Origin of the sequence: Collinsella sp. LCP21S3_A9, assembly GCF_052118785.1 — a bacterium.
In the GTDB taxonomy this organism is placed as follows: Bacteria; Actinomycetota; Coriobacteriia; order Coriobacteriales; family Coriobacteriaceae; genus Collinsella.
In genome coordinates, this window is sequence record NZ_JBQKGN010000012.1 from 1 (window position 1) to 21,470 (window position 21,470).

The 21,470-nt window shown below is 61.2% G+C and carries 14 protein-coding genes and 1 pseudogene; 6 read left to right on the forward strand and 9 right to left on the reverse strand.

Annotation, left to right across the window (positions count from 1 at the left end; genetic code table 11):
* Nucleotides 1-361 (reverse strand): annotated as a pseudogene (locus ACTQ05_RS06240) (IS21 family transposase); the annotation flags it as partial.
* A 222-nt stretch (nucleotides 362-583) separates the two neighbouring features.
* On the opposite strand from ACTQ05_RS06240, the gene ACTQ05_RS06245 reads away from it, so the two are divergent.
* Complete coding sequence (locus ACTQ05_RS06245; RefSeq protein ID WP_441538369.1) at nucleotides 584-769, forward strand: hypothetical protein; 186 nt, start codon at nucleotides 584-586, stop codon at nucleotides 767-769.
* A gap of 180 nt (nucleotides 770-949) precedes the next feature.
* Here ACTQ05_RS06245 and ACTQ05_RS06250 read toward each other — a convergent pair whose 3' ends face one another.
* From ACTQ05_RS06250 to metK, 6 genes are all read right to left on the reverse strand, one after another.
* Nucleotides 950-2,164 carry an ABC transporter permease gene (locus tag ACTQ05_RS06250; protein WP_441538371.1) on the reverse strand — a complete coding sequence of 405 codons (1,215 nt, stop codon included), beginning with the start codon at nucleotides 2,162-2,164 and terminating at the stop codon, nucleotides 950-952.
* Entirely contained in the window at nucleotides 2,161-2,934 is a 774-nt protein-coding gene (locus tag ACTQ05_RS06255; protein ID WP_427717357.1) for an ABC transporter ATP-binding protein, read from the reverse strand. The genes ACTQ05_RS06250 and ACTQ05_RS06255 overlap by 4 nt, the downstream gene beginning before the upstream one ends.
* A complete protein-coding gene (locus ACTQ05_RS06260; RefSeq protein WP_441538373.1) occupies nucleotides 2,934-4,355 on the reverse strand; it encodes an efflux RND transporter periplasmic adaptor subunit in 1,422 nt (473 codons plus the stop codon). The genes ACTQ05_RS06255 and ACTQ05_RS06260 overlap by 1 nt, the downstream gene beginning before the upstream one ends.
* Nucleotides 4,356-4,484: 129 nt before the next feature.
* Nucleotides 4,485-5,942 (reverse strand): L,D-transpeptidase, encoded by a 1,458-nt coding sequence (locus ACTQ05_RS06265; RefSeq protein ID WP_441538375.1) that lies wholly within the window; start codon nucleotides 5,940-5,942, stop codon nucleotides 4,485-4,487.
* 416 nt (nucleotides 5,943-6,358) lie between these two features.
* The gene (gene sdaAA, locus ACTQ05_RS06270) at nucleotides 6,359-7,966 is read right to left on the reverse strand and encodes an L-serine ammonia-lyase, iron-sulfur-dependent, subunit alpha (RefSeq protein WP_441538377.1); all 1,608 of its coding nucleotides are present in this window, start codon (nucleotides 7,964-7,966) and stop codon (nucleotides 6,359-6,361) included.
* A gap of 343 nt (nucleotides 7,967-8,309) precedes the next feature.
* Nucleotides 8,310-9,590, reverse strand: coding sequence for a methionine adenosyltransferase (gene metK / locus ACTQ05_RS06275; protein WP_427747377.1), 1,281 nt, complete (start codon nucleotides 9,588-9,590; stop codon nucleotides 8,310-8,312).
* A 326-nt stretch (nucleotides 9,591-9,916) separates the two neighbouring features.
* On the opposite strand from metK, the gene gltX reads away from it, so the two are divergent.
* The 5 genes from gltX (at nucleotide 9,917) to ACTQ05_RS06300 (ending at nucleotide 17,169) form a co-directional block, all read left to right on the forward strand.
* Nucleotides 9,917-11,392 carry a glutamate--tRNA ligase gene (gltX, locus tag ACTQ05_RS06280; RefSeq protein WP_441538379.1) on the forward strand — a complete coding sequence of 492 codons (1,476 nt, stop codon included), beginning with the start codon at nucleotides 9,917-9,919 and terminating at the stop codon, nucleotides 11,390-11,392.
* Nucleotides 11,393-11,462: 70 nt separating this feature from the next.
* The gene (gene priA / locus ACTQ05_RS06285) at nucleotides 11,463-13,934 is read left to right on the forward strand and encodes a replication restart helicase PriA (RefSeq protein ID WP_441538381.1); all 2,472 of its coding nucleotides are present in this window, start codon (nucleotides 11,463-11,465) and stop codon (nucleotides 13,932-13,934) included.
* A gap of 18 nt (nucleotides 13,935-13,952) precedes the next feature.
* Nucleotides 13,953-14,489 (forward strand): peptide deformylase, encoded by a 537-nt coding sequence (def, locus tag ACTQ05_RS06290; RefSeq protein ID WP_441538383.1) that lies wholly within the window; start codon nucleotides 13,953-13,955, stop codon nucleotides 14,487-14,489.
* 362 nt (nucleotides 14,490-14,851) lie between these two features.
* Nucleotides 14,852-15,772 carry a methionyl-tRNA formyltransferase gene (fmt, locus tag ACTQ05_RS06295; RefSeq protein ID WP_441538385.1) on the forward strand — a complete coding sequence of 307 codons (921 nt, stop codon included), beginning with the start codon at nucleotides 14,852-14,854 and terminating at the stop codon, nucleotides 15,770-15,772.
* Nucleotides 15,769-17,169, forward strand: a complete 1,401-nt coding sequence (locus ACTQ05_RS06300; RefSeq protein WP_441538387.1) for an RsmB/NOP family class I SAM-dependent RNA methyltransferase — start codon at nucleotides 15,769-15,771, stop codon at nucleotides 17,167-17,169. The genes fmt and ACTQ05_RS06300 overlap by 4 nt, the downstream gene beginning before the upstream one ends.
* A 460-nt stretch (nucleotides 17,170-17,629) precedes the next feature.
* Here the strand turns inward: ACTQ05_RS06300 and ACTQ05_RS06305 are convergent, their stop codons facing one another.
* Nucleotides 17,630-17,866, reverse strand: a complete 237-nt coding sequence (locus tag ACTQ05_RS06305) for an FmdB family zinc ribbon protein (protein WP_154518065.1) — start codon at nucleotides 17,864-17,866, stop codon at nucleotides 17,630-17,632.
* Nucleotides 17,867-17,954: 88 nt separating this feature from the next.
* Entirely contained in the window at nucleotides 17,955-21,251 is a 3,297-nt protein-coding gene (locus tag ACTQ05_RS06310; RefSeq protein WP_441538389.1) for a 4-alpha-glucanotransferase, read from the reverse strand.
* Nucleotides 21,252-21,470 lie beyond the last annotated feature (219 nt).

A 21,470-nucleotide genomic window follows, 5' to 3' on the forward strand; every position in this document is an offset into this window, starting at 1 on the left:
GCGTCTCGAACCGCGGGTGCGGCTCGCGGCCGCCCGCGCCCCCGAAGGGCACGTCGCGGGCCCGGCACCAGGCGGTGAAGGCGCCGTACCCGGGCAGCCCCTCCCCGCGGCCCTCGCGCAGGAACGCGTAGACGGCCATCTTGGTCATCCCGGGCAGCTGGGCCTTCGAGCGGATCACCTCCTCGAGCGGGTCGAAGGCGCTGCCCCTCGCGGACCTGCCGTCGGCGGCGGACTCGCCCTCCCGCCAGTACTTGGCGACCGTGTGCCGGTCCATGCCGTGCCTCCTCGCGATCTCGCTGAAGTTCGGCTTCGCGCCGGACCCCCTGTAGACGTTCAGCTCTCCCATTACGTTTCGCTCCATATCCCGCTCCTCCCGGGTCGGATACCCGATCGGAGCATAGTTCCGTTAGCGCAGTTGGTGAAAGTGCGTTAGCGGGGTCGGCGAAAGCGCGTTAGCGCATTCGGCGAGATGCGTTTGCGAAAGTGGTCAATTTTAGATTAGCGCTAACAGATAAAGCGCAGGTCGCGCGTCGTGCAGGTGTTCCCCTCCACGGGCTCGCCGGTGCGGCTCGCGGGCGCGGTCATGTGCGAGCAGGACGAGATATGGCAGGAGTCCAGGTACTTCTCGGAGGCGAGGATGAACGAGCTCTACGACGACGGTCGCACCCGGGGGACCGACGGTCCCGTCGACTGGGCGCGGCTCGAGGCGGAGGCAAGGAAGATGCTCGAGTCCGGCCTCGAGCTTGCGGACAGGGTCGAGGCGGCATAGGATATCAACCGTATTCCAGATTCTGGGACGCCGGGCCGACTCGCTTCGGATCGGGCGCTACACCAACTTTCTCGACACTACCGCCTTATCCCCTCCGAGTTGCGGTGAAATAAGGACTGAATAGGCCTTTTAACGGCTAAAACACTCCCTATTTCACCGCAACTCAGGGGGGGGATTGCATTACTGGTAGCGCAGGCACTCCACGGGGTCGAGTTTTGCGGCCCGGCGGGCGGGGTAGAAGCCAAAGATTACGCCGATGCCGACGGAGACCGCAAAGGCCAGCAGCACCGTGGCGATCGAAAAACTCGGCGTTATGGTACCGCTGGCACCGAGTTCGCCAAGCACGCCGGAACCCGCGGCGAACATCGCTAGGCCCCAGGCAAGCAGGTAGCCAATCAGGACACCTAGCAGACCGCCGGTGATGCACAGCGCCGAAGACTCGGCCAAAAACTGTGCGGTGATATCGCGACGGCTGGCACCCAAGGCTCGACGAATACCGATCTCGCGGATGCGTTCGGTCACATTGGTGAGCATCATGTTCATGATGCCGATACCGCCCACGAGCAGCGAAATGCTGGCAACGGCGCCCATGATGAGCGAAAACGCGCCCATAAAGGAGTTGAGGGCGTCGATGGCGCTTTTCATTGAGGTCGCCGACACGCTGTCATATTCGTCGTCATCCGCGATGTCCTTCATGCTGCGCACCTTGGATTCAATCATCTTGCACAGCTCATCCATGTCCGTACCCTCGGCGGCGAGCGCCGTTACGCTGGGAAAAGACGGGTTCTCGTCGCCAAAGAGGCCCGAGATGGTCTCGCGCGGCATGTAGAGCGTGAGTGAGCCCATGGAGTCGCTGCCGCCGTCGATAACGCCGATAATCTGCACCTCGCCGTTCGACACCTTGATGGTCTTGCCGAGCGCGTCCTGTTCGTTGCCGTACAGCTGGTCCGCGCCGCCGCGGCTGATGAGCGCCACGCGTGCGCCAGATTGGGACTCAGCCTGGGTATAGGTGCGCCCCGCGACGAGCTCGCTGGCTCCCACTGCGTCGAGCATGTCGCTATCGACGCCCTGCGCCATGACGTTATAGCTTTTGTCACCGGCCTTGTACTCGGTATAGGCACTGTCCACGATACCGATCTGCTCGATCTGCGGCACCATCTTGCGAAGCTTCTCAACGTCCGACTCGGTGAGCTCTTGCGACGAATAAATCTGCACCATACGCGCGGCGTTGAGGCCCAGGCTGTTGACCAGGCTGTTTTGGATACCGCCGATAAGCGAGGTCATGGCAATGACGGAGGCGATGCCAATAACAATGCCCAGGATGGTGAGTAGGCTGCGTCCCTTGTTGGCCTCGAGGGAGTGAAGGGCTTCTTGGATAAGGTCGCACGTGCTCATGCCTTCACTCCTTTCGTCGGATTGGCGTGTGCGGAAATCATGGGCAGGTTATCAATGGCGCCGTGCAGGGTCTGCGGTGCGTGCGCGATGTACGCGCCGTCGTGGATTCGGCCGTCGCGAATGGTTACGGCACGGTCGGCCTCGGCGGCGATACCGGGATCATGCGTGATGAGCACAATGGTCTTGCCACGTTCCTGGAGTTTGTGGAAGGTCTCCATCACGAGCGCTCCGGTGGCGGAGTCCAGGTTTCCCGTCGGCTCGTCCGCCAGGATGATGGGCGGGTCGTTGACGAGGGCGCGCGCGATGGCAACCCTCTGCATCTGTCCGCCTGAGAGCTCGGAGATGCGGTGGTCCCAGTGGTCGACCGGCAGCGTGACGGCTTGCAGCGCATGAACGGCGCGCATCTCACGCTGAGCCCGCGGCACGTTGGTGTACGACAGCGGCAGCATGACGTTTTCGATGACCGATAGGCGCGGCAGCAGGTTAAAGCTCTGAAAGACAAAGCCGATGCTCAGGGCGCGGACTTCGGTGAGCTCGTCATCGTCGAGCTCCGCCACGTTGAGGCCCTGCAGGTAATAATCGCCTGCCGTTGGCTTGTCCAGGCAGCCCAGGATGTTCATGAGCGTTGACTTGCCCGAGCCAGAAGGGCCGGTAATGGCCACGAATTCGCCGGGATTCACTGCCAGGCTCACGTTATGCAGGATATGGGCGCAGCCGGCCTCGCTCTCAAAAATGCGATGCACGTTGCGGATGTTGATGACGGGACGCATTACAAGCCCTCGTCGGCAGACATGCTGCCAGAGTCGTCGCCGTCGGCCGTCATGCCTGCGCCGGTGTCCACGATGAGGGTGTCGCCGTCGCGCAGCTTGGTAACCGGTACGTCTGCGTTGATCTCATTGCCCTGGTCGTCGCGCTTGACCTGCGTCTTGCCGACCACGGCGTCGTTTTCGTTTTGCGTCACAATGGTCACCTTCACGCGGCGCATCTCCTTGCCTTCACCGTCGGTTGCCACGTTGACGTAATAGTGCTCGCCATCCTCGGTCATGAGCGCCATGGTCGGCACCATCACCACATCGTCGAGCTGCTCGGTTACCACCGAGACCTCGGCGGTCATGCCCGGCTTGAGGCGCGCGTCGGGCGCGTCAATCAAAATATCGACGTTATAGGTCACGCTACCGCCGCCACCGTAGGTGGAGTCGGAGTTTGCCACCGAAGCGATTGTCGTGACCGTTCCCTGGCTCACGATATCGGGAAAGGCCGGATAGGTAACGTTGGCGCTCTGGCCCACTGCGATCTTGGCGATATCCTTTTCGCCCACCTGAACGGTGACCTTCATCTTGGAGAGGTCGGCGATCTGCATGCACTGCTTGCCGCCGGTCGTATCGCCTTCGCCCATAATCATGCCGCCCGTCACCGTGGCGCCGACCTTGGCGTTGAGCTCGACGATGCTGCCCGAGCTGGGCGCGGTCACAGTGCGCTCGGCGGCTTTGGCGTTGGCCTGGTCCAGGGTCGCCTGGGCCGAGGCCAGGTTACGTTGGGCGCTCGAGACGGCACTCGTGCCGGTGCTACCGCTGGCGCCACTTGCGCCTGCCGCATCTGTGTCAGTCGCCGGAGCGGCTTGGGCGGCAGCTACCGCTTTCTGCGCGTTGGCGAGGTCTTCCTGTGCCGCCGCCACCGCGCGCTGCGCCTCGGCAACGTTGCGATCGAGCTCGTCATTTTTAATGGTCATGAGCACATCGCCCTCGTTAACGGACTGGCCGGCTGATACGTTGATCGATGCCACCGTGCCGTCGACAGAAGGGGAGACCACCGAAGCCGAGATAGGCTTGAGCTGGCCTTTAGCCTCGACGGTGGTCGTAAATGTACCCTCGGTGACCATGTCGGTCACCGGCCCGTTGGTACCTGCGGGCCGTGCGTTAATGACGAAGGTTACGACAACGGCGATGAGCACAATGGCGGCCACGACGCCGGCCGCAATGCCGCGTCGGATGAGCTTTTTGCGCCGACGCTCGGCACGCTTCGCCTTGAGCTTGGCGTAGGCCTCTTCGTCAGAAATCTCGGTTGCATCGCTTGTGCTGCCGTTTTGCTGTGTGGCGCGCATGTTTGTTATGAGGGGAAGCGTTTCGGTGGCACCCTCGGGCGCTCGCTCGGTATCATTCGGTCCCGGGGTGATGGTGGGGACATTCGACATGGCGTCTCCTTTATAGAAAGTTCTTCGATAAGTATATGCGCCCGTCGCGAGAAGCGGGCGCATATGGCGGATTCTTTCGGAACTGTTAGATTGGAGCGTCAGTTCCCCGTTGTGCGAAGGCGTGTTTCCCTACGAGTGCACGACCACGCATAGGCCTACGTTGATGCAATCGTGGAGTGCCTTGGCATCGGCCAGACGCAAGTTGATGCAACCGTGGCTGCCGCACCATTTGTACGAATTTGGGTCGTCAAAGCTCTGATCGTTTTGCCATGTTGCATCATGGAAACCAACCATGTTGCCTTCAAACGGCATCCAATATGACACGGGGCTTTCGTATTTTGGTTTTCCGGTCTTTGGGTCTTTGGCACCGATGAGCTTGCTTGCGCCGTCATTGCTATTGATCTGCCAAACGCCCTCGGGGGTGGCATCCTCTCCCGGTTTGCCCGAGATAAAGTTGGCCTCCCAAACGATATTACCGTTCTCGTCATAGTAGCGCGCGTGCTGCTCGGACAGGTCGACGTCGATATACGCCTTCCAGTCGGGCTCTCCCTTTGCGGTATAGGTGTCGGCCTTCTGGGAGTACTTAATCTCGATTTCGCCGGTCTGCTTGTTGTTAATGGCGTCCTCGACCTGCTTGGCGAGTGCGTCGCTATCGACGGACCAGCCAAAGTCACCGCCCTCGACGGCACATTCTTTGCCGTCGGCACGCGTCCACCAGCGGGTGGTGCCCACGGTATTAAAGCCGTTGGCGAGCTCGGCTGCCCAGCTACCGATCTGCGACGTATCGAGTGTGGGGTTGGCCGGATCGACAAAGCTGATCCACTGCAACACGGAGCTGCCGTCGACCTTGCCGGCATCCTCGCCGTTGAGCTTGAGGGTCACGTTGACGCCCAAGAAGTTGTTGGCGGCATCGCATGCGGCCTGAATCTGATCATTGGTCAGCGTTTCATTGAGCGGTTCATAGGCATCGTTGCCGAGCTTGGAAAGATCTACGGTCTCGGCCAGCGAGGCAAGCTCGAGCTCGGCATACTTAATGACATGCTCGCGGTTGAGTTTTTCGTTGGAGCGCGCCTTCTCGACGGTAAACTTGCCGGCTTGCTCGTCATAGGAGCTATTGGCCTCGAACGTGCCCGAACGGCCCTCGTTAAACTCGTCAATGGCGGCGCCCAGATCCTCCTCAAACTTCTTTTGGTCAAAGGTGTCAGAGAGCATGGACAGGTCGACGTCTTGTTCAAGATCGACTTTGTTGGAGGTAGCGGTTGTTTTGGTCTTGCCGCTTAAGGATTCCACAAGGCGGACCGGCCATATAAAGGCTTCGTTGCGGCTGATGATTTCTTTTGCGGCAGCTTCGCCGTCGACGATGGGTTCATCGGACTCGGGCTGATAGGTCCAGTTAAAGTCATCGCCTGTCACGGTGAGCTTATAGTGCTTCCATGCCGAGTTGACCTTAGTGGCAGCAGACGAAGCACTGGAGAACGAGACGTCGACGCCGGCAATGGTGGTGTTGGGATAGGCTACCTGCGAAAATGCGACAACGCCAACAATGTAAACGACAACAATGAGGCCCAGAGCAACGAAAAGGGTCATTTTCGCCCCGGATTTTTTCCCGTTGGCGTGGTTCTCTGACCCACGGGGGCCCTTGTGATGGTTTTGGGTGTGTGAAGGCGCGTGCTTAGTCGCTTTATTGCTCTGACGCTGCTGATACGCATGAGGGTTCTGTCGCTGTGAGGTGTTTCCCAAACCATGCTTTGTGCTACGCGTTGGCGTAATGGGGCGCGGCGACTGGACGCCGTCGGTAGGCCTAGAAGGCTGTTTAGGATCGGGAATCAGTTGGGTGCGGTCGTTTTGCGACATCGTATGCATATCCTTCGAGTTTCGCCTTGCGGCTCATCGTGTTTTTACTGGGCTTGCATTATAGCGATTACCTAGTTGTTTGTGGTATTGAAACGGTGGCATTGGCAAGAGGTTGGACATTTGTCCCACCTCTTGTTTTGGACTGTTCTTTATCCGCACACGCCGCATTTTGCACAGGCCGAAAGCGCGGCCGGAGCTTGTGCAATGCCGCCCTTTGCCGTCTCGCGCAGCGTGGCCGGCAACGCGTGGCCCACCGAGAGCATGACGTGTGCCATCTGGTCAAACGGCACCAGGCTCTTAATGCCGGCGAGGGCGAGCTGCGCCGAGCTAAATGCGGCCGCCACGCCGATCGCGTTGCGGTTTTGGCATGGCACTTCGACAAGGCCGCCCACGGGATCGCATACAAGACCAAGCAGATTGCTCAGTGCGATAGAACTAGCGTCGAGTGCCTGCTCGGGCGTGCCGCCCAGCATCTGGACTAGCGCGGCAGCGGCCATGGCGGCGGCGCTGCCCACCTCAGCCTGACATCCGCCTTCGGCACCGGCGACGCAAGCGCTTGTGGTGAGGTTGAGACCAATCGCGGCAGAGCAGTAGAGTGCGTCCATGACCTGTTCGTCATCGAGCTGTAGATGGTCGGCGAGCGCCAACACGCAGCCGGGCACGACGCCCGCAGAGCCGGCCGTGGGGGCGGCGACGATGACGCCCATGGTGGCAGAGCGCTCAAGCACAGCCATGGCGCGGGCTACGGCTTCGGTTTGGACGGCGCCCATCAGGTTTGTGCTCAGATCGTTGCGGCATGTGGCGTCGACGAGTTTTGCCTCGCCGCCGATAAGCCCGCCGAGCGAGCGCTGCGGTGCGGCGATGGGCGCCGTCGTCTCCTCGCGCATGACCTCGAGTACGCGGCGCATGGCGGCGACGGCGTGCTGCTCGCCGGTCAGGCGGGCTTCGCGTACGGCCATGACGGCGCCAATGTTGAGGCCCAGTTCGGCGCAGGCGTCGAGGAGCTGTTCGCCATCGTCGAAGATTTCCTTGGCGGAAACGCCGGGGGAGAGCGATGAGGCCGAGCCGGGAAGCTCAATGAAGGTGGCGTAATCGACATGGTCGAGCATGCGTAGCATGGGAACGACGATGTCATCGGGGGTGCCGTCGGTCTCAAATACGGAATAAGCTTGGCCGCCCACCTCGGTGCGGTAGGTGCGGCAGAAGGCAATGTTTACGTGTGCGTAGGCGAGCTGGTTCGTGAGCGCGGCGAGAACGCCGGGGACGTCCTGGTGCGCCACAAACAGGGTGGAATACATGCCCGAGATATCGACGCCGACGCCGTTGATGCGGCTGATGCGCATCTTGCCGCCGCCAAGGCTCTCGCCGCGGACCTGCGCCGTGGCGCCCGTGTCATCGACCATGTCGATGTCGACGGTGTTGGGGTGGATGGAGGCGTCGTCGCCCTTAATGTCAAAGTGATAGCTGAGGCCCCGCTCGCGCGCGAGGTCAAAGGCCTGCTTGATGTTTTCGTCGTCGGTGTCGAGGCCCAAGATGCCCGCGACGAGTGCGCGGTCGGTGCCATGGCCGCGGTAGGTGTGGCCAAAGGAGTTCCACAGGCCAAAGGTGACCTTGGTGATTCGGCCTTCCAGCAGGCTGGCGGCAACCTGGGCGCAACGCAGGGCGCCGGCGGTGTGCGATGAGCTGGGGCCGACCATGATGGGGCCCAAGATCTCGAATGCCGAGGTCGTAGCTAGTGTTTGCGGCTTGCCTGCCATGGTTGCTCCTTTTCTATCCCGTCGTCCCGAGGGGCGGGGCAAACGCTGTCCCGTCGTTCCAAGGGCTTTAGTATTTGGTCGCCTGCTCGGACAGTCCTGACTCGCACGGAGAGCACATTAAGTGCTCTCCGGCTCGTGCGGAACTCGTGATCGACCTTATGCCCCGCCCCTCGGGACTAAGGATACATGGTAGAAGTGCGCGTGCGCAAAATTCATTAGCTGCTGACGCGTCATGCATTGCATATCGAAATATCTTCACCACCGGTTAACAAAAAAGAGGTACCGGTTGTTCCAGTACCTCTTTTTGGTGCGTTTTTATTTGGCTGTGGCTTTTCTCGTTAGCTTACAGGCCGCAGGCTGCTTTGAGTTCGTCGATGCGGTCCGTTTTCTCCCAGGTAAAGTCGGCGTCTTCGCGGCCAAAGTGACCGTAGGCTGCCGTCTTTTCATAGATGGGGCGACGCAGGTCCAGGTCGCGGATGATTGCGCCCGGGCGTAGGTCAAAGGTCTTCTCCACGGCCTCGACGATCTTGTCCTCGGCAACATGCGCGGTGCCAAAGGTGTCGACCATAATCGACAGCGGCTTGGACACGCCGATGGCGTAGGCCAGCTCGACCTCGCAGCGATCGGCCAGGCCGGCGGCGACTACGTTCTTGGCGACCCAGCGAGCGGCGTACGCGGCAGAGCGGTCGACCTTGGTGCAGTCCTTGCCGCTAAAGGCGCCGCCGCCGTGACGGCCGTAGCCGCCGTAGGTATCGACGATGATCTTGCGGCCGGTCAGGCCCGTGTCGCCCATGGGGCCGCCCACGACAAAGCGTCCGGTGGGGTTCACATAGATATCGGCGCCATCCCACGGCATGTTCTCGGCATCCATGACGGGTGCGATGACATGCTCGATGAGGTCGGCCTTGATCTTGCCCATGTCCTCAACTTCGGCAGCGTGCTGCGTGGAGATGACGATGGTTGTGACCTCCACGGGCTTTCCGTCCTCGTAGCGCACGGTGACCTGGGTCTTGCCGTCGGGGCGCAGATAGGGCAGGGTGCCGTCGTGGCGCACGGCGGACAGGCGTTCCGCCAGGCGGCTTGCCAGGTAGTGCGGCATGGGCATGAGGGTCTTGGTTTCGTTGGAGGCGTAGCCAAACATCATGCCCTGGTCGCCGGCACCGATCAGGTCGATCGGGTCGGTGGTGGCGCCGGTCTGGGTCTCAAATGACTCGTCGACGCCCTGGGCGATATCGGGGGACTGCTCGTGGATGAGGCTCATGACGCCGCAGGTATCGCAGTCAAAGCCAAACTTGGCGCGGTTGTAGCCGATGCGGCGGATGACGCCACGGGCGATTTCCTGCACGTCGACGTATGCCTGGGTGCGAATCTCTCCGGCGACGATGACGGTGCCGGTGGTCACGAGGGTCTCGCAGGCGCAGCGGACGTTTTCCACGTTGGCGGGCACGCCGTTGGGCGCAATATAGCCCTGCTCCTGCAGCTCTATTTCTTTGGCGAGGATTGCGTCGAGGACGGCATCGCTGATCTGGTCGGCGATCTTATCGGGATGGCCTTCGGTCACCGACTCCGACGTAAACACAAAAGACCCCTGCTGGGGCGGGATGGAACGAAGCTCTTCTGACATGATTGTCCTTTCGAATAACGTGTCCCAGCGACCGTTACCATTCCGCTGGGCTCTGTATGCAGGGGCACATCATAGCGCGTAAATCCAACATTCACACCCTTTCCGCACCTACTCATCGGGTAGCTAATTTGGGACGGGGCTTTTTTAGCTACCCCGGCTGATTGTTTGCTGGTTTAGCCGATAGCCTGCCGGGGCAGCTAAAAAAGCCCCGTCCCAAATTAGCTACCCGGGTTCGATGACTGGGTCGGTGCCCTTTGTGCGGAGGTGGGCGTTGTTGCTTTATACTGGTGCGGTTAGACATCCATCCTGCAATCGAGGAGATTTCCATGGCATCAGACGTTCGCGTCCGCTTTGCACCCTCACCGACGGGCAAGCTGCACATCGGCGGCGCCCGCACCGCTATCTATAACTGGGCTTTTGCCCGCGCAAACGGCGGCACGTTCATCCTGCGCATCGACGACACCGACCCCACCCGCTCTACCGACGAGAACACGCAGATCATTCTGCGCGCTATGCGTTGGCTGGGCCTGGACTGGGACGAGGGCCCCGAGGTTGGCGGCGACTATGGCCCCTATGCCCAGACCGAGCGCCTGGACCTGTACAAGCAGGCCGCCCAGAAGCTCTGGGACGAGGGCAAGGCCTATCCCTGCTTCTGCACCAAGGAGCAGCTCGAGGCCGATCGTAAGGCCGCCCAGGAGCGTAAAGACCCCTTCCAGGGCTATCAGCGCCGCTGTCGCGATCTCGATCCCGAGGAGGCACGCCGCCGCATCGAGGCCGGCGAGCCCTACGTCCTTCGCATCAAGGTGCCCGAGGACCGCGGCGATGTCGTCATCCACGACGCCGTCCACGGCGAGGTGACCTTCGACGCCAAGGAGCTCGACGACTTCGTCATCTTCCGCTCGGATGGCACGCCCACGTATAACTTCGCGACCGTCGTCGACGACGCCATGATGAAGATCACCCATGTCATCCGCGGCGACGACCATCTGTCCAACACCCCGCGCCAGGTCATGGTTTACGAGGCCCTCGGCGCGCCCGTTCCCACGTTTGCCCACATCTCCATGATCTTGGGTGCCGACGGCAAGAAGCTCTCTAAACGCCACGGCGCCACCTCGGTGGAGGAGTACCGCGACGCCGGCTACCTGTCCGACGCGTTCGTTAACTACCTGGCGCTGCTCGGCTGGTCGCTCGACGGCGAGACCACGATCATCCCGCGCGATGTCCTGGCCAGTAAGTTCTCGCTCGACCGCATCTCCAAGAACCCGGCGACCTTCGACCCCAAAAAGCTCGACTGGGTCAATGCCGAGTACATCAACAACATGTCTGACGCCCAGTTTGCCGACGAGATCATGATCCCCGAGCTGCACGAGGCCGGTATGATCGAGGGTAACATCGAGTACGGCGAGGACTGGATCGACGCGCTTGCCGCCATCGTCAAGCCGCGCACCAAGATGCCGGCCGACGCCGTGACCGTCGCCGCCCCCATCTTTGCCACGGCCGAGACGCTCGAGTATGACGAGAAGTCTGTCAACAAGGGTCTGGCCAAGGAAGGCATGGGCGCCATTCTGGATGCCGCCAAGGCCGCGCTCGAGGGCGTGGATGAGTGGACGGCTGCCAACATCGACGCCGCGCTTGAGCCGCTGCCCGAGCAGATGGACCTCAAGAAGCGCGTGGTGTTCCAAGCTGTGCGCGTCGCCGTCTGCGGTAACATGGTGAGCCCCCCGCTGGGCGAGACCATGACGCTCGTCGGCCGCGACGACTGCTTGGCGCGCATCGACCGCGCCCGCACGATGGCGCTGTAGCAGCTGCGTAAACGCATGTATCCGAGCCCCGTTCACCCGAGCGGGGCTCTTGTTTCTAAAGACGTATGGGATGGGAGGTACAGAGACCATGGCCGAGCAACTGTCGCTGTTTGGTTCGCCGGAACCTAAGGAAGCTCCGAAGTCCGCGGCCCCTGCCGCCGCCCCGGCGCAGCCCGAGCCCGCACCCGAACCCGTCTCCGCCTACGCGAGCGTGGTCCTCGACATCCCGACCCGTGCGCTCCCCGAGCCATTCGACTACGGCATCCCGCAGTCCCTTGCCAACGATGCCCAGATCGGGTCCACGGTCCTGGTCCGCTTTGGCAACCGTGCGGCCGCGGGCTATATCGTCGATATCGCGCCCGAGCTGGGCGACCTGCAAGGCAACGACGCCCCCGACCCCTTGCGCATCAAGCCCATCGAGGCCATCCTCAGCAAGCCGCTCTTTACCGCCGAGGCTGCACGCATTGCGCGCTGGATGAGCCACGAGTACGTCGCGACGCTTTCCGAGTGCCTGCGTCTGTTCTTGCCTCCGGGCGGCAGTCCGCGTGTCGTGAAGGGCGATGACGGCGTGTGGACCGTTGAGCGCCCCGCCGTCAAACCCATCCAAAACCGTTGGGTCATGCTCACGCCCGAGGGTTTCGACTACACGCCGCCCAAGACTGCGGTCCGTCAGCGTCAGCTCATCGCCGCGCTCCAATGCGGCCCGGTCACGACGCGCGACCTCAACCTGCTCTACAACAGCATGTCGGCGACCATTAAAGCGCTCGAAAAACGCGGCGTCGTGGTGGTGGAGGAGCGCCGCGCCTGGCGTGGGTGTAGCGAGCAGACCACGTTGTCCTCGGCAAGCGGCAAGGCGCCGGTCTCTCTCACCAACGGCCAGCAGCAGGCGCTCGCCCAGATTGAACGCGCCCGCCTTGATGCCCATGGCGACGTGGTCCTTGTCGATGGCGTCACCGGTTCCGGTAAAACCGAGGTTTACCTCTCGGCGATTGAGCGCGTGCTGGCGGCCGGCCGTTCGGCCTGCGTGCTCGTGCCCGAGATCTCGCTGACGGCCCAGACCGTCGGCCGCTTCCGCTCGCGCTTTGGCGAGACGGTCGCGGTCTTCCACTCGCGACTTTCGGCCGGCGAGCGTCTGGACCAGTGGGATATGGTTGCCAGCGGTGCCGCGCGCGTGGTCGTGGGCGCCCGCTCGGCGCTTTTTTGCCCGCTCAGCGATCTTGGCCTCATCATCATCGACGAGGAGCACGAGACCAGCTACAAGCAGGGCTCCAGCCCGCGCTACCATGCGCGCGAGGTGGCTGCCGAGATGGCGCGCCGCTATCGGTGCCCGCTCGTGTTGGGCTCCGCCACGCCCTCGGCCGAGGCCCTCGATCGCTGTCGCCGCGGTATGTATAACGGTGCCACCTGGACGCGTGTCGAGATGCCCGAGCGCCCGGGACACGCCGTGCTGCCCACGGTCCGCATTGCCGATCTGCGCCGCGAGTTCGCGCACGGCAGCCGCTCCATGTTCTCTAAACCGCTGATGGAAGGCCTGGAACGCGTGGTCGAGCGCCGCGAGAAGGCCGTACTGCTGCACAACCGCCGCGGTTTTGCGCCGTTTTTGATGTGCCGTGAGTGCGGCTGCGTCCCCACCTGCAACCACTGTTCTACCGCGCTCACGTACCACGAGCGCACGCACACGCTGCAGTGCCACACCTGCGGATCGTCTTGGCGCGTGCAGCCCTATCCGGCGCCCACGAGTCGTTGTCCCAAGTGCGGCAGCCGCTACCTGGCAAAAATGGGGCTGGGTACGCAGCAGATCGAGGACGCCCTACACCAGATACTGCCCGAGGATGTCGCCATCATTCGCATGGACGCCGATTCCACACGCGGCAAGGATGCGCACAAAAAACTACTCGAGCAGTTCGATGCCGCGGATTGCGCGGTGCTGCTGGGTACCCAGATGATTGCAAAGGGCCTCGATTTTCCCGAGGTCACGCTCGTGGGCGTGGTCAATGCCGACTTTGCGTTAAAGCTGCCCGATTTTAGGGCGGGGGAGCGCGCCTACGATTTGCTGGAACAGGTCGCCGGTCGCGCCGGTCGCGGCGATCGTCCCGGCGAGGTTATCATCCAGACGTATCTGCCCGAGGACCCGGTCATTCGCGCCGTTGCCGAGCACGACCGCTCGATCTTTACCGACTACGACCTGGACCAGCGCCGAGACGCCCTGTATCCGCCGTTCGTGCGTCTTGTCAACGTTTTGGTGTGGTCGGCGAATCGTGATAATGCGCAGGACTACATTGGGCGCATCGCAAAGCTTCTCAAGCGCCGCTGGCATGCCGCCGCGCCTGACTTTTTGCGGGCGGGGAGCGCCGTGCCCCAGGTGCTGGGCCCGGCTTCGTGTGTAATCGAGAGAGCCAAAGACCGTTATCGCTTCCATCTGCTTGTCAAGTCGCCGGTAGGGTACCATGTCTCTGATGATATCGACGCCTGCCTCAAAGAGGTGGGCTCCGTGCGCGGCGTGAGCGTGAGCGTTGACGTCGACGCCTATGATTTGATGTAACAACCCGAAAGGATGGCCATGGAAGCCAACGGAATCGTATTGTCGCCCGACCCTCGTCTGCGCCAAGAGTGCGCCGTTATCGAGGAGATCACCCCGGCGATTGAGGCGCTTGCCGAGAAGATGAAGAAGATGATGTTCGACAACGGCGGTTGCGGCCTGGCCGCCCCGCAGATCGGCGAGCTCATCCAGCTCGTCACCATCGACTGCGACTACACCGACAAGAACGACTATGATCCCTACGTGCTCATCAACCCTGTCATTGTTGAGCAGAGTGACCATCTGGTGCCGTTTAGCGAGGGCTGCCTGTCCATCCCCGGCATTAGCTGCGAGATCGAGCGTCCCGACCATGTCGTTGTCGAGGCATACGATCTGGACGCCAACCTGATTCGCTATGAGGCCTCAGGCGACCTGTTCTGCGTGTGCCTGCAGCACGAGATCGATCACCTGCACGGCAACACCATGTTCGAGCGACTCAGGCCGATGCAGCGCATCAAGGCCGTCAAGGAGTACCAGGACGCCCTGGCCCGCGGCGCTCGACCGGGCGAGACGGAGTAGGTCCCACCGTCCCCTTCCGCCGCAGGGCTTAGGTTTTGCTCCATGCTCAAACAGTCCTGCTCGCACGAAGAGCACATTAAGTGCTCTTCGGCTCGTGCGGAACTGCGCGTGGAGCAATAACCTAAGCCCTGCGGCGGAAGGGGACTGCGTTTTCGTGCTCCTTTTCGCCCGGGTGCCGTCGGGCCAGGGAGGGGCGTCTTCGCTGATAATTGCTTTGTTGGAAGAGCTGCTTTTATTGCGGCTCTTTCTTTGGTTTTGGGTATATTTGTTCTTGTTGAATTGTTATTGCGGATGGGCTGGCGACTTGGCTTTCCGCTGTTATTTGTAGCCGTCTCGGTTTTGTTTGAGGGGAGACGTTCTTTATGCGTATTGTGTTTATGGGTACGCCTGATTTTGCGGTGCCGTCGCTGACTTCGCTTGTTGATGCTGGGAATGAGATTACGCTGGTAATTACGCGTCCCGATGCTGTTCGCGGGCGTGGTAAAAAGCTGGAGCCGTCTCCTGTTAAGGCCAAGGCGCTTGAGCTTGGTCTGCCCGTTGTTGAGACAAACCGTATGACGCCGGATGTTATTGATCGCCTTAAGGCTGCTGATGCCGATATTTTCTGTGTGGCTGCCTATGGCTGCATTTTGCCCGATGAGGTGCTGCATATGGCGCCGCTCGGAATTGTGAATGTTCATGCTTCGCTGCTGCCCCGTTGGCGTGGCGCTGCTCCCATTCAGCGTGCCATTCTTGCTGGTGACGAGGTTGCCGGCGTTTCCATTATGCGCATTGGGCATGGCGTGGATACGGGCGCTTATTGCGCGCAGGTGTCGACCTCGGTTGCCGGTAAACATGCCGAGGCACTGACCATGGAGCTTGGTGAGCTGGGCGGTAAGTTGCTTGCCGATACGCTGCCCTCGCTTGCCGATGGCTCGGCTGTTTGGACTGAGCAGGATGAGTCGCTCGTCACGCATGCTGCCAAGATTTCCAAGCAGGAGATGCGTCTGGATCCGCAGATGAGGGCGCTTGATTGCGTGCGTCATGTGCTTGCCTCTTCCGACACCGCTCCCGCTCGCTGCGTGATTGCCGGCAAGACCGTGCGCGTGCTCGATGCCGCGCCGGCAGATGTATCGCTTGGCGAAGGGCTCGTCGCCGTTCAGGCCAAGCGCGTCTACCTGGGCCTGTCCGATGGCGCGGTCGAACTGCTCGAGGTTAAGCCCGATGGTAAGCGTGCTATGGCTGCTTCTGCCTGGGCTGCCGGCCTGCAGGGTGCGGATCTTTCGTGGGGTGTTTTGTCGTGAGTAAGCTTTCCCCCGCGCGCAAGCTCGCGCTTGATGTTTTGATGGAGGCCGATCGCCGCGGCATGTACGCGCGCGACGTGCTCTCGTCCCGTGCCTCGGCCAAGGCCATCGACCAGCGCGATTCTGCTTTTGCCGCTCGTTTGGCACTGGGCGTTGCAGCCACCCAGGGCATTTTGGATGAGCTGCTCGACCAGTTTCTCGATAAGCCCAAAAAGGTCGCGCCTCGTGTGCGCATGGCACTTCGTATCTCGGCCTTCGAGATGCTCTACCTGCATACCCCGGGTCGCGTTGCGGTGAGTCAGGGCGTTGAGCTCGTGCGCAGCGGTGCTAAGTCTGCCGCCGGTCTGGCGAACGCCGTGCTGCATAAGGTTGCGAACAACATCGAGGACTTTGCCGCTGCGACGGATGCCGATGAGTCCGAGCGCCGTTTGGTTCGCCTATCTCGCCTGATGGGCATGCCGCGCTGGCTGTGCGCTCGCATTTTGGCGTCGTTCGATACACCCGAGGGCGCGCTCGGCTTTGCCGGCAATCTGGCGCCCGCTCCGCTGGCTTTGCACGAGAATGCCTTTGCAACCAAACCCGATCCGTACATTTCGCAGCTTGTGGCACCCGTGTTCCCGGGTTGCCATGCGCCGGTCGACGCGCAGGCCACGGTTGCGTCGGGTGTGTTTGAGCGCGCAGCTGCCGTGGCCTCGGACCTTAACGCCCAGCTCATCGCTACCGCGGCGACCCGTCCCGGGCGTTGTCTAGAGATTGGCGCCGGTCGTGGCACCAAGACCTATGTGATGATGTGCCAGGCCAAACGTGCCGGTTACGACCGTCAGCACACCGCGCTCGATTTGCACGACCGCAAGTGCGACCAGAATCTCGCGCGCCTGCATAAGGCGGGTATAACGGGTGTTCGTACGGTGTCGGGCGATGCCTGCGAGCTCAATGAGGTGCTCACGTCCTTTGACGCGATGCTTGGCGAGCCTGCCCTGTTCGACATGGTGTTTATCGATGCTCCGTGCTCGGGCACCGGCACCATGCGCCGTCATTCCGAGATACCGTGGCGTCTGACCGAGAACGACGTTACGACTGAGTTGCCCCGCCTGCAGCTGACGATGCTCAAGGAAGCAGCCGCGCGCGTGGCTGCCGGCGGTGAGCTTATCTATGCCACCTGCTCGGTCTTCGACGAGGAGAACACGCAGGTCGTTGATGCCTTCCTAGCCTCTCCCGAGGGCGCCGGCTTTACCGTGGCGCCGCTCTCCGAAGCCCAGATTTTGCAGCTCCCCGATTTCGCGCAGGCCAAGAAACTCGTATCGGTACGCCAGAACGACCGTGGACTTTTCCAGAGCGTCCCCGCAAACGCCGATTCCTACGACGGCCACTTCTGCGCCAGACTGGTCCGCAAGTAAAACGGATTCCAAGGGTAGCTAATTTGGGACGGGGCTTTTTTAGCTGCCCTGGCCGCCAGTCGGCCAAACATTTGCGTTATCAGCTGGGGCAGCTAAAAAAGCCCCGTCCCAAATTAGCTAAAGAGTGGGAAAAATAGTCCCGTTTCATACTTGCTGCTATCAAAAGTAGAGCGGATTACGGGGCAAGATTGGTGATGCCTGACCACAGCAAAAATGGCCTAAATAAAACCGCAGGTAGATGGTTTGTTGAAATTTGCAAATTACCGGAATGGATAGAGGTTGCCAATTCGGCCCCGTAATCCGGCAGGGTTTTGAAATGTTACAAACTTAGCATCAGCCCGAAATCCCATCTAAAGAAAAGTTGCGGTGAAATGGATCCTGTTTGGCCGTTGAAAGGGCTGATTCAGGAACTATTTCACCGCAACTCATCAGGAAGCCTGGGTGTCGGGACCGCTTGTCGCTAGTGGTTATGCGGGCAGTCGGCGCAGCAGCCACTGGTGGCGCTGGTGCTGGACCCGCCACTGCGCTGGTCGGTGTTGTAGAAACCGCTGCCGTCGAACTTAATGCCGCTGGCCGAGAACGTCTTGGATGCTGGGGCGCCGCAGCTGGGGCATACGACCTCGGGAGTCTCGGACATGGGGTGCTCAACCTCAAAAACGTTGCCGCAGCTCGTGCACTTATATTCGTAGCGCGCCATAATACTTCCTTTTCAGCACAAAGCGGGCAGATCGCTCTGCCCGCAAAAATTCAAACGTTTGTAACTGTACCCTATATCGAGGGTTTTATCACGCTTCGCCCCAGAATCTATGGGTGCTGCGCAGGAGCTTCGCAGTTTTCTCTTCGGCCTCCGCAACGTCTGCCTCTTGTGCCTGCCACGTCCAGTTGCCTGTGGCTACTCCCGGCACGTTCATACGTGCGTCGTCCCCCAGCCCCAGCACATCCTGCAGCGGCATCATCACCAGGGGGGCGTCGCTTGCGAGCGCGTCGCCCATCAGCTTGGCCGCCACCTCAGCACCGCTCGTCTCGTCGCCGCCTGCAAAGGAGCGCGTGCACCAGCCAGCGAGTGTCGAAGTGTCGTGCGTCGAGGTGTACAGGATTTTGCCCGGCGTGGGATGAATTCCGCAGCGAACGTCGTAGTCACTAAACTCCAGTACGTCCATGCCGGGAAAACCGCAGGTCGAAGCCATAGCGCGAACGCCAGGCGTCAGATAGCCCAGATCCTCGGCAATAAAATTGAGCGGACCCAGCTCGTCGTAGGCGGCCTGGAACAGGTCCTTGCCCGGACCGGCAAGCCAGCGGCCGTCGGCACAGGCTTTGCCAGCGGGAATGCTAAAGTAGTTGTGGAAGCCCAGGAAGTGGTCCAGGCGCACGCGGTCGTAGAGCGCGAACGCTCGGCGCAGGCGATCGAGCCACCAGCGATAGCCGCTCTCCCTCATGTGATCCCAGCGGAAGGTGGGGTTTCCCCACACCTGACCTTCGGGCGCAAAGTTGTCGGGTGGCGCACCGGATATCTCGATTGCCTTGCCGGTATCGGACAGCCAGAAGTTCTCGGGCTCGCTCCACGCATCTGCCGAATCGTCCGATACATACATCGGGATATCGCCGATGACCTCGATGCCCTTCTTGTGCGCATAGTTCATGAGCTCGCACCAAGCCAGGTCAAAGCGGTACTGCATGTACGCCTGAAGCTCGGCCTCGTCGTGGAAGCGCTTGTCGTCGATCAGATGCTCGTTGTAGCGCGCGACATCTGCCGGCCAATTGTGGCGCGACTCGCCCTCAAAGTATTTCTTAACGGCCATGTAGACGCAGTACTTCTCGAGCCAATCGGCATTGCGATGTTTAAACGCGGTGTACAGCGGGTCGGCATCTTCGCCACCGTGGGCCTTCCAAGAAGCGAAGTCGGCGGCCAGCTCCTCGTGACTCTCGGGCAGCAGGTCGATGTTACCCGCAAAAGCCGAGGGTCCGGCATAGGGGGAGCGGAAGAAATCCGTCGGGTTGACGGGCAGGACCTGCCAGTAGCGCATGCCCATGGCGGCCAGGTGGTCGATAAAGCGACGCGTGGGTGCGCCGATCGTACCCGGCTTGCCATCGTCAGTCGGCACCGAGGTGATGTGGCATACGACGCCCGCGCCATGATCGAGCGGCTCTTGCAGGCGCCTCTCGGCATGGTGATAGATGATCGAAGAGCCCAGCGGGTACAGGTCGAGCGTAACCGTGCCGTTGTGGATCTCGCACTCGTGACCGCTGATCACGTCGCTCGCACATTCACCGAGCGCTGGAATCGTCACGCGGTGCGAATTGCGCAGGCTGCGATTGACGATAACAGTCGCAGCCTCGCCGTCTTTGCCCGTGCGGGTGTAGGCTAGGACGTCGTCGTTAAGCGCGAAGGCCTTGATCTCGCCGTCAACCATAAACGGCAACGCGCGGCGCAGGGCGGATGCGTTCTTCACGATGGCCAACGTATCGAAATCGTGGAGCTGGTCCTTTGTCGGCAGGGTACGGCGGTTGCCCGGATCGGTGAGGCCCTCCAGGCCGTACTCATCGCCATAATAGATCGAGGGCACGCCGGGGAAGGTCATCTGCATGAGCGTCGCCAACCAAAAGCGCCTCTTGGCCAGGTCCATGGAGTTCTCGTCCAAGCGCCATTTGCTACGCTCGCTCTCGGGTAGCTGCGACTCGTCGGGACCACCGCCGAGCACCGAGATAATGCGCGGACGGTCGTGGCTCGAAAGCAGATTGAGCGCGCAGGCCAGTGCCTCGCGCGGGTAGTTCTCGCGCAGTGTCTCGATGTCCTCGGCAGCCTGATAGGCGTCCTTGTAGCCCATCAAAAAGCCGATGACCATGTCGCGGAAGGGGTAGTCCATGGCGGAATCGAGTTCGGAGCCCTGCAGATAACGGCGCAGATGGCCATAGCTGATCTTGTTGGAGGCGTCCTCCCAGACTTCGCCGAGCAGCAGCGCATCGGGCTTCTCTTCGAGCACGGCGGCCTTGATATCGGCCAGGAAGTCATCGGAAAGCTCGTCGGCCACATCGAGTCGCCAGCCGTGGGCACCGGCGCGCAGCCACTTGCGAATGACGCCGTCCTTGCCCAGAAGCTTTTTACGCACGAGCTCGGAATTCTCGTTGAGGGCGGGCATGTTGCTCACGCCCCACCAGCAGTCATACGAACCGTCCTCGTGGAAGGTAAACGCATCGCGCCACGGGGAGTCCTCGCTCTGCCACGCGCCGACGCCGGGATAGTTGCCGTAGCGGTTAAAGTAGATCGAGTCGTCGCCCGTATGGTTGAAGACGCCGTCCAGGATGATGGAAATGCCGAGCTTCTCGGCCGCCTCGCATAGCTCCGTAAAGTCCTGCTCGGTTCCCAGAATCGGGTCGATCTTGGTGTAATCGGCTGTGTCGTAGCGGTGGTTGCTCGCGGCCTCAAAGATCGGGTTGAGGTAGATGGCCGTAAAGCCCAGCTCGGCGATGCGGGGCAGGTCATTTTGGATACCCTTGAGCGAGCCACCGTAAAAATCCCAGGTCTTGATGGATCTGTCCTCGGCACGCTCGTACACGGGCGGCTCGTTCCAGTCCTCGACCATGCGACGCTGGATTCCCTTACGCGGTTTTTCGACCTCGGCCAGCGTGCGCTCGCGCCAGTTTTCGTCGCGGGCGTAGCGGTCGGGGAAGATCTGGTAGACCATGCCGTGCTCGTACCAGGTGGGACGGTTCTCGCGGTGCTTGTAGACGGTAATCTGGAAGGACGGAACCTCGGCGTAGTTGTATACAACGCCCTCGCCGCCGGTGCGACCCTGCGGCGCACCCAAGCGGACCTCGGACTGGCCTTCGATATTGCATATAAAGCTGTACCATACAAGACAGGGCTCGGCGCAGTTGAGCTCACCGGTAAAGATGCCATCGCCCTTGTGCTCCATGGGGATCAAGGTCTCTCCGATGCCGTCAACCCAGGTGCGCAGGGTGAGCGTTGCCTGGTTGGGGTCGGCATCCTCCAAAATCACCGAAAGCGAAACGGAAGTTCCAGTGGTCACAGCGCCAAAAGGAGTGCGAAACTGCGTCAGGCGGCTGTTGTGTATCAATCTCATAGTACGGTCCAGTTCTATACAATCATGGCCAGCGGGTCATGGGCTTAACGCACAGTGCATAAGTATATCCGTTGCACTTTAGTTGTATAAACTACAGTCGCTCACTATCGGCGAACGGTTGTCCTAGAAAATCGTTTTACCAACTATCCACAGAGAAGGGGCGCCCGGTTGGAGCGCCCCTTGTTTAGGGTTTTTATTAGGTTTTAGATCGTCTGTGGA